This window comes from Paenibacillus sp. NAIST15-1 (genome assembly GCF_001894745.1).
Taxonomy (GTDB): Bacteria; Bacillota; Bacilli; order Paenibacillales; family Paenibacillaceae; genus Paenibacillus_B; species Paenibacillus_B suaedae.
On record NZ_BBYF01000002.1, the window covers coordinates 423,572 to 435,633 of the forward strand.

Below are 12,062 nucleotides of genomic sequence, written 5' to 3' on the forward strand. Positions count from 1 at the left end.
AGGTATTTGGTTACAGATGTGACGAGAACCCCTTATCCTGTAATCACATATATGTATATGGTATCCAGAGTTTACATTATAGGATAGGGAGGGATATTGTTGTCGCAAGCTAACATACCTAATATTACACCCATTATTACGGTAACTAGGGATGATGCAATCAATTTATTACTGTCCTCTATTGCTTTAGAAGAGCTTGGGTTAAGTCATATCCTTAATGCAGAAGGTGAAAAAATACAGTTTGCGCTTGGTACGCTGCCAGGAGTTACATCTCCTCCGGCGACTTTGAGCGATGTATTATTAGTCAATCAAAGTGTGCGTGACACACTTCGTGATGTGACGAAAAAAGAAATGCTGCTTCAAACAAAGCTGGAAACGGTTCTGGCAGCGCCTGTTGTTTCCGCAACAGGAGCAACAGGTGCTACCGGAGCCACAGGAGCAACAGGTGCAACGGGTGAAGCTGGGACAACAGGTGCAACGGGAGCAACCGGGGCAACGGGTGCAACAGGAGCAACCGGGGCGGGAGCCACAGGTGCGACGGGCTCGACCGGTGTAACAGGTGCGACAGGAGCAACGGGCTCGACAGGTGCACAGGGTATTACTGGTCCAACTGGCCCGGGAGTAGGAGCCACAGGAGCTACGGGAGCCACGGGAGCAACAGGAGCGACAGGAGCAACGGGAGCGACAGGAGCAACCGGAGCAACGGGTGCAACAGGAGCAACCGGAGCAGGAGCCACGGGAGCAACAGGTGCGACAGGAGCAACCGGAGCGACCGGCGCCATCGGAGCAACGGGTGCAACAGGAGCAACCGGAGCAGGAGCCACGGGAGCAACGGGTGCGACAGGAGCAACCGGAGCGACCGGCGCCATCGGAGCAACGGGTGCAACAGGAGCAACCGGAGCAGGAGCCACGGGAGCAACGGGTGCAACCGGCGTAACCGGAGCGACCGGCGCCATTGGAGCCACGGGAGCAACAGGAGCAACCGGAGCAGGAGCCACGGGAGCAACAGGTGCGACAGGAGCAACCGGAGCGACCGGCGCCATCGGAGCCACGGGAGCAACAGGAGCAACCGGAGCAGGAGCCACGGGAGCAACAGGTGCGACAGGAGCAACCGGAGCGACCGGCGCCATCGGAGCCACGGGTGCAACAGGAGCAACCGGAGCAGGAGCCACGGGAGCAACAGGTGCGACAGGAGCAACCGGAGCGACCGGCGCCATCGGAGCCACGGGAGCAACAGGAGCAACCGGAGCAGGAGCCACGGGAGCAACGGGTGCGACAGGAGCAACCGGAGCGACCGGCGCCATCGGAGCAACGGGAGCAACAGGAGCAACCGGAGCAGGAGCCACGGGAGCAACGGGTGCAACCGGCGTAACCGGAGCGACCGGCGCCATCGGAGCAACGGGTGCAACAGGAGCAACCGGAGCAGGAGCCACGGGAGCAACAGGTGCGACAGGAGCAACCGGAGCGACCGGCGCCATCGGAGCTACAGGTGCAACCGGAGCAACCGGAGCAACCGGAGCAGGAGCCACAGGAGCCACAGGAGCCACGGGACCGACTGGACCAACTGGGCCGACGGGAGCAACAGGTGTTGCAGGAGCCACTGGAGCCACCGGAGTAGCGGGGGTTACCGGAGCTACAGGAGTGACTGGTGCGACCGGAGCAGGAGTTACCGGAGCAACTGGTCCAGCGGCACCATCTATTATTCCATTTGCGTCGTTCTTACCAATATTGCTAACGACTGGTTTCTGTGGAGTAGCGGGTATTGGTGGTCTCATTGGATTCGGCAACAGCGCACAAACTCCATCGGTACTTGGAGCTACGATAGACCTTACGGGAGGACCTGGGATACCTTTAAATCTTGCATTTACAGTTCCATGTGGAGGAACCATTAAATGTATAGCTGCATACTTTAGTGTTACTTCAGGGCTCTGCTTAGACTGCTTGGGTGGGGTTAATCAAACGTTAACGATTCATGCTCAACTCTGGCAATCCACTGTGCCAGATAATATCTTTACACCAATAGCAGGAACGTTAGTAGATCTGCAGCCATCATTGACGGGAGTTATTACGTTAGGTGAACACGTAAATGGGTTGCTGTCGGGATTGAATATCGTAGTTCCACCTCAAACTCGCTTGCTTTTGGTATTCTCCGTTACGACTACTGGATTGACAGAGCCAATTTCGATTGCAGGTTATGCAAGTGGAGGAGTCACTATCATTTCGAATTAACTGAGAGTCGAATATCCTTCCTGCTCTTTAGTTTGATAAGAAAAAAAGGCAGCCGCTTGGGCCAACGATGCATCATCGTATGACTCACGGGCTGCCGCTCTATTTATAGCCGCGTCTTATATTATAGGTTTGTATCGATATCTGCCCACATTTCCTCATCAACGTCAAGCTTAATCTGATGACGGAATACACGTTGTCCGTATTCCTTGCTCATGTACTGTTCAATGGCTTCCAGCAGATTGGACTCAATCAAGTATTGGGAGCGATCATGCACCCATACTTCTGCTGTGAATCCATGCTCTTCATCCCAGCACAGCTCAACATTTACATCTTCGGGTCGAACCTGCTTGCGCATCGCCATGTGAAGGCATACAGCATTAATGAGTTCGTCCATAGAGAGACGAAATTGCATTAATTCCACCGCCCAGGACCTGGTGTAGATGGGTTGCGTTTATTTCTGAACCTCTTCACTACCATCATAACAAGGCTGATGAGAAGGAATATTGCCATTACGTTGATCATAAGCCCAAGGATGTCTCCCAGGAATCCAAGATTGCCGAACATGCTGCCGAACAACATTCCAGCTAATCCACCAATCATTAAGCCTTTCATTAGGCCGCCGCCACTGAAAAATCCACGTTGCTGTGTCGGTGCTGTGCTTGATGTATTGCTCTTATTGGTGTTGTCGGTACGATTCACCTGATTCGTAGACTTGTTTGGAGCTGGCTTGTACTTCTGAACTCCTGAGCGGAATGAACCTCCGCGCTTGGCATCAGCCACGTCTATCACCGTCGGTGTTGTTACCGCGAAGATAAGGAAGAATGCCATAACGACCATGATCCATTTATTACGCATGAATTGCCTCCCTATTGATGTAATATTTGTTGACAAGTAATAATACGTGTTCGAGTAAAAAGAGGTTTCAAATAAATATTGAAATTGATACAATAAACGAAATTAAGTTCATTGCAACGAGAACTGTTTTTATAGTAGGAGGAACACGATGCGATATCCAAAAGCGTATATTGAATATTTGGCACATTTCCATGGGCCAAGAGACTGGTTCGAATGTCATGAAATTATGGAAGAGTATTGGAAGGAAGAGCCCTCTGCGGAACGGAAACGTCAGTGGCTTGCACTTGTACAAATTGCTGTAGGCCTCTATCACGAGCGCCGAGGTAATGTGGCAGGGACATTGAAAATGTTATCAAGTGCACTTGGACATGCGGAAGCGATCGACTGGGGGGCGCTTGGAATTAATGGTGAGACCCTGAAGCATGAATTGAAGGAACGGGTAGCATTACTCACAGATGAGAACAAGATGACAAACGCAGCTTCCACATACTCGGAGTGGAACTTTCCAATAGAAGATCAATATCTGCTTGAATTATGTATCCAATCTTGTGCGGATAAGGGATGGACTTGGTGTATGAATGGCAGTCAATCAATTGCAGCGGTTAGAGACAAGCACCTGCTGCGCGATCGGACAGACGTCATCGAAGCGAGGCAGCAAGCATTCAAGGCTAGAACCACCAATAGAAAGTCGACACGATCAGGAAAATAAGGATCCCGTCTGTAGATACCAAGATACGGACGGGAACCAGATGTTTATGAATCAGAATCCTCTTGTTCTAACATTTGAACAACCCAGCGGCACCATTCAATTTGGGCGGCAGCAAGAGAAATTGCACGATGAAGCAGGATATAGTCGCCGAAATGCTTGGATCGAATATGGCGATCTTCCTCAGAGATGCGATCAAGCAATTTCTCAAAATAAGCCGTTTTGGTCTCTAGTTGTTTCATTCGGGTTAGGAATAATGGAATCGTGATTTCTTTCTCGGTCATCCAAATGCACTTTGTTTTTAAGCTGAGCTCATCACGTGTCATTTGCTCCGCAGGAGGTTCGCCCAGCCAATCCAATACAACAGACTTCCCTTGTTCAGTAATGGAGTAGACCTTCTTGTCGGGTTTGTCCCGCTGTTCAATTCGCACAAATTGAACCAAGCCCTCTCGTTCGAGCTTTGCCAATAACGGATAGATCTGGCTGTGCTTCGCTGGCCAAAACGGCTGGATACGGAGCATAAGATCATAACCAGAACAGGAATCGCTAGCTAGAAGGCCTAGCAATCCGTATGACAATGTATTCAGCAACCCTAACACCTCCTCTTTCTTTCAATGTACCCCTTCTGTCGTTTCTACTTCATTCAACTTGTAACCATAGCAAGAATGCAAATGATACAATCCCCATTATATGTAAGAATATACATAATATCAAGTGTGTTTTGAAAGATCTCAGCAGTTATTATTTCCATCATATCGGATGTGGATAGATCCCGTAAGTGGCATGGTTGCTTCGCATAGAGCATGAGGGTATGATGAGAGAGCAAGCATGATTAGGGAAACGGGGTTATTGTCAATGCGAACATCACAACAAAAGCAAAATCGAGACCGGGCTATACCGGTTATTATATTATCTGGCTTTTTAGGTACGGGTAAGACGACATTGTTGAAGCAGTGGCTGCAGTGGAGCACGGAAGAGAATCTAACACCTGCTGTCATTATGAATGAAGTTGGTGAAGTGAATTTGGACGGTCAGCAGTTGCCGCCTGAAGTGGCGATGAAGGAAATGCTCGGTGGCTGCATATGCTGTTCGTTCCGCGGCGACTTCAGCACCAAGCTGTATGAGCTTGTACAGGAAGAACAGCCGGATGTCATCTATGTAGAATGTACGGGAATAGCAGAGCCGATGGAACTGGTCGAGTCTATTACCGAGGTTTCTCTGTATTCAGATATTGTGTTGACTAACATCGTCACGGTTGTCGATGCCAAACATCTGGGAGACCTGCTAGATGATGAGACTGCCATCCAGAAAGCGAACCGCAAGATGATGCGATTGCTGGAAGAACAGGTACGAGCAGCAAACATAATCCTATTAAATAAATCTGATTTGGCAACAGCTGAACACCTCGATAAAGTACAGCAGCATGTGAAGCAATGGAATGCACACGCTAGCCTTGTCATTACTGATCATGCCGTCGTCGAACGAGAGCTGTGGATTCAGAGCTGTGAACATGCGGGAGGATCGTTATTGCTTGTTGAAGATGATGTACAATCCAGCGAAAATACGAATAATACACATGCGCAGCATGGTCGTGATCATCTCCATGTGGAGCATGCGAAGAAGGATTCACACCATCATTCTCATTCACATGCTCATGATTTCGTCACAGCGTGGACGCATCCATTGTCTGAGCCGATGGACAGTGAGCGATTTGAAAATTGGCTGTCCACGCTGCCTTCAAATGTGTATCGTGCTAAAGGGATTGTAAGCTTTACTGATGCGACGAAGCGTTATATGTTCCAATTTGCATATCGTCAATCTGAATTTATTCCGATAGCGCCTCAAGGCGAGGTGAAGGATGTGCTTGTCGTTATCGGTGAGCATTTGGATACGGGAATGCTTCAGCGAACTTTTGAAGCGGCCGTTTACAAGGCTTAGGTGTTTGTTGTTGAGTAGATGATTACATCTTAACATGGAGATCGTACAGGGATGAGCCAAATCGACTTTCATCATAATTTCAATCGATTTTTTGACGGACTTGAAATAAAGCGGATGGATTCGAACCGCAACGAACAATTACTGCTCCCTTCACACATAGGTGAGGGAACGATTCGAAGATTTATTCCGCGTACCGATATTGAAGTTATTGTCTCGAATTATACGATGAACCGTGAGCGAACCATATCGCTGCAAACGGAGGCAGCGATGGTTGAACTGCAGTATTGCTTGCAGGGGACTAGGGAAGTGAGCATAGCTGGTGAGCGAAATGAAATCATCCCAGGAATATGCTCCCTGCAATTGATTAAACAAGCAGATGCGAGGTTTGAGTTTACTGGCAATACGACGTACCATATGGTCAGTATTGGTATTCCGATTCACACTTTTCATCACTTTATGGAGGAAGGTGATGGGACGAGAAGGGTGGATTTCTCGCAGCTACTTGGCAGCCAAGATTATGGGTGTGAATATGAACGAATTACGCCTGATGCAACCTTACGTTTGCATCAGCTGCTTGAAGCATCCTTGATGTCCAGTACTCGAAATATTGAATTGGAATGCCGTGCTATGGAGTTATTAGAGGAAGCCTTCCAACTGTTCTTCTCGAATCCCAGAACATCTCATACGAAGAAGATGAGTAGAACGGATATGCAGAAGGTTAAGCAGGCGAGAGAAATTATGGTGCAGGAAATGTCAGATCCGCCTTCATTGCTGGAGTTGTCTCGCATGGTGGGCTTGAATGATTTCAAGCTGAAAAAGAGCTTTAAAGAAATGTACGGAGCAACTGTATTCGGCTATTTACGAGAGAAGCGGTTAGAGAGAGCACTGTTTCTGCTGCAGCAGGGCAAGCTGAATGTAACGGAAACCGCTTATGAAGTGGGTTACTCGAATGCCAGTTATTTCTCGGAAGCTTTCTGCCGCAAATATGGTGTGAATCCTGGAAGCTTAGTCCGTCAATCAGAACGAAGATGAAATCCTTACCACTGAGATGTTTTGCGTATACGGTAATACAGAATGACCTTAATACCTAATAATTCGATAATCTTATAGACCACTCATGAGAGTGGTCTTTTTTGATGGTCGACACCGCAGACGAAAATATGTGGTATGGCACTGTTCGGGGCAGCGAATGGTCTTGGCTTCGTTCTAGATCCTGCAATGAGTGGCATTCTATCCTTATCGGCTCCGAGATCGAGCAAGGCTCTGTGCCTCTACAAGGGGAGGACGCAGAGCCTTGCTGCATTCGAAATGATAATTAGGATTTGGATGCTGATCGATACTTGTCTAAGAATTCCTTTACCTTCTTAGGATCTGCCTTCAGTTCATTCCCGGTCTTTACGATTGGGCTGACCGTCGAGGCTGCCTTGAAGATATAGTTATTGTAGAATTTCATGAAGTCTTCTTGGTTGATAGAGTATAGAACTGCTTTTCGCAGGTCTGCACTCTTGGCTACTTCTCGATTCGCTGTGTTGAAGAGCAGGTAAGATACTGCATTGCTCTCAATGCTTTGCAAGGACAACTTGCTGTCATTTTTCACAAGGTCAAATTTTGTTTCAGGCACTCCATAGTTGACATAGATTTCACCGCTTCGAAGTGCGGCCAATTGGCTGTCAGCATCCTTTATGAAGCGCAGAATGACTTTATTGATTTTCGGTTCATGCTTTGTGCCTCTCAAGTAACCCGGATTTTTGTATAGAATCGCTTCATAATCATTTTTATAGGACAAGATATATGGTCCGCTCGTAACCAGTACGTTATTGTATTTGTTTCCTTCCGTAACTGTATTCTGATCTCCATATGGAATGTCCTTGTTAACATCGAACTTCGCTACATCGTATGTATTGATGCGCTCTACCTGCTGCTTCGATACGATTCCTGCCGACTGATGAGCCAAATAATTTAATACTTGAGGGAAAGGTTCAGTTGTTGTCAATTTGATAACTTGATATTTGCCGGTCTTGCTGTTCGCATCATTTTTATTCGTGACAAGTGAGGAAATCTTGTTTTCAAGTCCTTGCTCTAGCACAGTCTTAATTGTGTCACTGCCTCCTGAGAGCTTCGCAGTTTCCAGCTCCTTCAGATCTGAGACAATCTCAACGGACTTAATATGCTCATGCAGGCTGTACGTGCGATGATCGGGAACAGAGTTCTTATCCTTTGCCCGATTCAGGGAAAATACAACATCGTCAGCTCCAACGCGCTCGCCGGTATCAACAGCAAGCTTGTTCTCAATTTTGGAAAAATGGATATCATCTCTCAAAATAAAGTAATAATCCGAGTTGCCTTCAGCAATTGCGTGATTGTAGGACAAGGAACCGTCTGAAGTGATGCGGTCATCATCGGTCAGATTAATGAGACGTACATACATATTCGTATTGATCATGTTGATCGATCCATCATTGCCTTTAATCGGATCAAGGGAGGTCAGCGTTGAAGATCCTTGCGACAAAATGAGAGGAGTTGCTTGACGCTTGGACGTATCCTTAAAGTCTACATCCTCCCAGGCAAAGGAACGAGACTTGGACAATCTCACGGAATCTCCATTCAGCAGGTCTTTATTGTAAGCTTGGCTCTTTAACGAAATATATAAGGGCGCAATATAAGCTTGATCAAACACGAGCCGCTGCTCCAATTGCTTGTAGGTCTCGATAAACTCCGCAGGGGTCTGTGAGGCCGCTTTGTCGATCAATGCATCGATTTCCGGATCAGCGAGGATACTGTAGTCTCCTCCTGATTTGAATAGGGAACGTACGGCATAATCAGGATTTCCCGTTACGGTGGTCCAGCCTGACAGTGCGATATCATAGTTGCCAGCTTCCTTCTGAGCCTTGAAGCTGCCGTAATCCGGCTGCAAGTTCAGCTTCACGTTGAAGCCATTTTTGGTTAGTTGATCACGAATGATGTTAAGATCGGATTCGCCAGTGCTCATGCCCAGCAGTTCGATGGTCACTGGTGCTCCTGTTTCTGTTTGCGGTTTATTTTCAGCGCTCTTGGCAGGCTCTTTGCCAACGGTATCGGATTTCGTACTTACCGAGCATCCGCTTACTAACACGAGTACAGACAATAGTAAGATGAAGAACTTGCTTTTGGATAGCATATGAGTTCCCTCCCATAATCTCGTATTTATGATTCTGACTTCTTTGTTCGTGCGCATATTTTTGCAGCATGACTTGCGGCCATTTTTGCCTATATTAGGCCAAGTAATCGCATTCCCTTAGTGCATTTTCGGATCTAGTGCATCCCGTATTCCATCGCCAAGGAAGTTAAAGGACAACACAAGTGCGATGATAGCAATGCCTGGGTAGATAGCGAGATAAGAATGTGATTCGAGATAAGTGCTGCCAAGCTTCAAAATGTTGCCCCATTCTGGGATATGCGGCTCAACGCCAAGTCCTAAATAACTTAAGCTGCTTGTTGAAATAACAGCGCCACCGATTGTAAGTGTCGACTTCACAATCATCGGGGCAAGTGAATTCGGTACAATATGCTGGAATATAATTGCCAACTTCCGTTGACCGAGGGCCCTAGCTGCTTCTACGTATTCATATGTAGCTACGACCATGACGCTAGCTCTCATCGTGCGGGCATAGCTCGGAATTGATCCGATGCTTAGTGCAGCAATGAGATTGATCGTGTTGGCGCCGAATGCCGCGATGATGGCGATGGCTAGCAATATCCCCGGAATAGCGTAAATCACATCGAGCAGCCGCATAATGATATTGTCCGTCCGGCGTCCATAGAAGCCGGAGATGGCGCCGAGCACACCGCCCACAATGACAGGGATTGCTGTGGAAATGATTCCAACTATGAGTGAAATACGAGCTCCAAATATAATTCTCGAAAATAGGCATCTGCCAAAGTTGTCGGTGCCGAGCGGGTAGGTGAGGTTCGGTGTTTGCAGAATCGAACTGTAATCATTCTCCACAGCGATGCTGTAGTCGAAGGTGAAGAAGCTGCAAATCGAGATTGAGAACAAGAAGAGGATAAAGAATAACCCTGACATGGCTGCTGCATTCCGTGTTATTCGTTCCCATACTTCCTTCCACTTCGCACCAGTCTCATCATGCCGATTGTTCAGAAGCAGCATGACTCCAAGCAGCAGAGCGAATAAATTCCCCGTAATCGCTGTGAACAGGAGTAGGACCGCAAAGATCCGTATCCATAGCCTTATTCGGTTCTGTATAATGCCGCAAGCTATTAGAATGAGGATTGTGAGTTGAAAAATGGCGATCACGATCAGGATCAGCATCGCCGCTGGGAATGTATCGGCCACATAGGGCTTAAATAGGTTTAGAGCAGATACGCCGAGAACAAAGACCTGTGTCAGCAGCATGTATACAGCTAAGGAATAATGCAGCGAAGCTCTGTTCTTCAGCAATTGTAGTGAGGCGGCTGCAACGAACACATTCCCAGTAAGAAGGCTTAGTAATAACGGATAACCGGCAGCTCGTGTGGAGGTTCTGATGTCGCCGCTGCAGCTGATATCATGCTTAATCTTGATCGTGACAGCCAACTGAAGCAAGGTGAAGAAGATATATAGGACAGCAGCGGTGAATACATAATGCCGTACAGCTTGATTTGTTACATCATAACTGTTCACCAGGAGGAGTAGAGACAATAAGGATGATACGATGGTCGCGAAGCTGGCGTACTTATATTCTCTGTTTGTTTTCAGTCGGTTTGTGTTATCGCATCGTTTGTCTAGTGATTTGTTCATGATTCACCTGCTTTAGTATTGTTTCATCTTGGTACGAATCCGTGGGTCAATGAAGGCGTACATAATATCCACCGCTAAATTGACCAGTGATATCGTAATCGCCGTGTAGACAACACCTCCCATAATGGCGGGAATATCCGGAATGAACTGCTTATCGATGATATAACTGCCGATACCGCTAATATTGAACACCTTCTCCGTAACAGCAGCTCCTCCAAGCATTGCTCCAAATTGCAATCCCACTACCGTCAGAATCGGAATGAGGGCATTTCTTACAGCATGCCGGAGCAGTACCTGCCGTTTGCGCAGCCCCTTCGCTCTAGCAGTTAAGATGTAGTCCTCATGAATCACCTCAAGAGTAGAAGCGCGGGTCATGCGGGCTACGGATGCTGTCAATCCTGTTCCAAGTACAATGACCGGCATAATGACAGACAGCCAATTATTCGGATTATAGGTTGCAGGCAGCCATTTCAGATGAATGGAGAAGTTAAGAATGAAGACCAGTCCCTGCCAAAAGTTAGGTATCGATAAACCAAGCAATGCGATAAAGATGAACGTATAATCGAACAATGTATTAGGTCGTGTTGCAGAAATGATGCCGATCGGCAGTGCAATGAGGAGAGCAAGTGCAAGTGAAATAATTGTTAGCGTTAACGTAATTGGAAATTTGGCTGCGATGGCAGTTGATACTTCTTCGTTGCCTGCAAATGAACTGCCTAAATCAAATGTGGCGATGCCTCTTAATGTGTTCCACAGTTGAATGAAAAAGGGTTGATCCAAGCCGTGCATCTTATTGAACGCCTCGATCTGCTCCGCTGTCGCCGTTTCTCCCAAAATATTAACTGCAGGATGGAATGGGGACAGCTTCAATATGGTGAATACGACAATAGAGACCCCGATAATTACAAGCAGACTCATCATCAATCGCTCAAATATGTATTTGAGATATGCGTTGTAATACAAGAGCACAAGCAGATACATCGGAAATCCGGGAAGTAAGGTCAAGATGATAAACAGCGGGTGTCGAAGCAAGGCTTGAAAGGTACCAGAGTAGGTAGTGCGTCTATGGAGTCGTTGGTCAAGCATTTTAATGGTATGTTCATGTACGGCTTGGCGGAATTGTTCTTCAGTCAACTTGTGAACCTGGCGATTGAACTGGAGATTGTCTATGTTCTCACCGAAGAAGCGATGCTTGCAGCGTAGTTGATCCTCGAAGTCGGCTTGAAGCTTCTCTTTGTAACCGGAAGCGAGGAGTTCCTGCGTGACCAAATCTCGTGCCGCTTGGACGTTATCATCCCTTCGTTTAACCTGATAGATAATGTATGCCGCAAGGTGGACAGGCAAGCCGAGCAGTATGGCAAGGCGTGCATAGATTGGGTTCAGGCTCAACTTTGTATAGCTGTGGCTGATTGTCTCTGTCCATTTTGGAAGCCTAGGCGCTTCAGTATATTCCATTTGCATGTAGTATAAGCACCTCCTTCACTTTTAATTTGTATAATTCCGATGGATATAGTATATTTTATTTCAAGGTTTTGTCAAGAACTGTTAGCAAACCTA

The 12,062-nt window shown here is 47.2% G+C and carries 10 protein-coding genes; 4 read left to right on the forward strand and 6 right to left on the reverse strand.

Features of this window, described 5'->3' with window-relative positions; translation table 11 throughout:
- Positions 1-99 precede the first annotated feature (99 nt).
- Positions 100-2,229 (forward strand): alpha-helical endospore appendage domain-containing protein, encoded by a 2,130-nt coding sequence (locus PBN151_RS05640; RefSeq protein WP_072728043.1) that lies wholly within the window; start codon positions 100-102, stop codon positions 2,227-2,229.
- 121 nt (positions 2,230-2,350) lie between these two features.
- Here the strand turns inward: PBN151_RS05640 and PBN151_RS05645 are convergent, their stop codons facing one another.
- Entirely contained in the window at positions 2,351-2,641 is a 291-nt protein-coding gene (locus tag PBN151_RS05645) for a YxcD family protein (RefSeq protein WP_065292994.1), read from the reverse strand.
- On the reverse strand, positions 2,641-3,084 hold the full coding sequence (locus PBN151_RS05650; protein ID WP_021253955.1) for an import inner membrane translocase subunit Tim44: 444 nt from the start codon (positions 3,082-3,084) through the stop codon (positions 2,641-2,643). Before PBN151_RS05650 ends, PBN151_RS05645 begins: the two co-directional genes overlap by 1 nt.
- A 148-nt stretch (positions 3,085-3,232) precedes the next feature.
- Here PBN151_RS05650 and PBN151_RS05655 point away from each other — a divergent pair, with 148 nt between their 5' ends.
- Positions 3,233-3,793, forward strand: a complete 561-nt coding sequence (locus PBN151_RS05655) for a DUF309 domain-containing protein (RefSeq protein ID WP_021253954.1) — start codon at positions 3,233-3,235, stop codon at positions 3,791-3,793.
- 44 nt (positions 3,794-3,837) lie between these two features.
- On the opposite strand, the gene PBN151_RS05660 is transcribed toward PBN151_RS05655, so the two are convergent.
- Positions 3,838-4,380, reverse strand: a complete 543-nt coding sequence (locus tag PBN151_RS05660) for a PadR family transcriptional regulator (protein ID WP_021253953.1) — start codon at positions 4,378-4,380, stop codon at positions 3,838-3,840.
- Between the two features lie 265 nt (positions 4,381-4,645).
- Here PBN151_RS05660 and PBN151_RS05665 point away from each other — a divergent pair, with 265 nt between their 5' ends.
- Together PBN151_RS05665 and PBN151_RS05670 are read left to right on the forward strand one after the other, a co-directional pair.
- Positions 4,646-5,728: a CobW family GTP-binding protein gene (locus PBN151_RS05665; protein ID WP_072728510.1), complete on the forward strand. Its 1,083-nt coding sequence runs from the start codon at positions 4,646-4,648 to the stop codon at positions 5,726-5,728.
- A gap of 51 nt (positions 5,729-5,779) precedes the next feature.
- On the forward strand, positions 5,780-6,760 hold the full coding sequence (locus PBN151_RS05670) for an AraC family transcriptional regulator (RefSeq protein WP_072728045.1): 981 nt from the start codon (positions 5,780-5,782) through the stop codon (positions 6,758-6,760).
- 283 nt (positions 6,761-7,043) lie between these two features.
- Here the strand turns inward: PBN151_RS05670 and PBN151_RS05675 are convergent, their stop codons facing one another.
- The 3 genes from PBN151_RS05675 to PBN151_RS05685 all read right to left on the reverse strand — a co-directional run bounded on the left by PBN151_RS05675 (position 7,044) and on the right by PBN151_RS05685 (position 11,960).
- The gene (locus tag PBN151_RS05675) at positions 7,044-8,885 is read right to left on the reverse strand and encodes an ABC transporter substrate-binding protein (RefSeq protein WP_072728047.1); all 1,842 of its coding nucleotides are present in this window, start codon (positions 8,883-8,885) and stop codon (positions 7,044-7,046) included.
- 117 nt (positions 8,886-9,002) lie between these two features.
- A complete protein-coding gene (locus PBN151_RS05680; protein ID WP_072728050.1) occupies positions 9,003-10,505 on the reverse strand; it encodes an ABC transporter permease in 1,503 nt (500 codons plus the stop codon).
- 12 nt (positions 10,506-10,517) lie between these two features.
- A complete protein-coding gene (locus PBN151_RS05685) occupies positions 10,518-11,960 on the reverse strand; it encodes an ABC transporter permease (protein WP_072728511.1) in 1,443 nt (480 codons plus the stop codon).
- Positions 11,961-12,062 lie beyond the last annotated feature (102 nt).

What these genes read in the sequence shown, in the direction of transcription:
- PBN151_RS05680 (WP_072728050.1), bottom strand. Translation starts at nt 10,505, where the DNA reads ATGAACAAATCACTAGACAAACGATGCGATAACACAAACCGACTGAAA.
- PBN151_RS05665 (WP_072728510.1), top strand. Translation starts at nt 4,646, where the DNA reads ATGCGAACATCACAACAAAAGCAAAATCGAGACCGGGCTATACCGGTT.
- PBN151_RS05655 (WP_021253954.1), top strand. Translation starts at nt 3,233, where the DNA reads ATGCGATATCCAAAAGCGTATATTGAATATTTGGCACATTTCCATGGG.
- PBN151_RS05675 (WP_072728047.1), bottom strand. Translation starts at nt 8,885, where the DNA reads ATGCTATCCAAAAGCAAGTTCTTCATCTTACTATTGTCTGTACTCGTG.
- PBN151_RS05645 (WP_065292994.1), bottom strand. Translation starts at nt 2,641, where the DNA reads ATGCAATTTCGTCTCTCTATGGACGAACTCATTAATGCTGTATGCCTT.
- PBN151_RS05670 (WP_072728045.1), top strand. Translation starts at nt 5,780, where the DNA reads ATGAGCCAAATCGACTTTCATCATAATTTCAATCGATTTTTTGACGGA.
- PBN151_RS05685 (WP_072728511.1), bottom strand. Translation starts at nt 11,960, where the DNA reads ATGGAATATACTGAAGCGCCTAGGCTTCCAAAATGGACAGAGACAATC.
- PBN151_RS05650 (WP_021253955.1), bottom strand. Translation starts at nt 3,084, where the DNA reads ATGCGTAATAAATGGATCATGGTCGTTATGGCATTCTTCCTTATCTTC.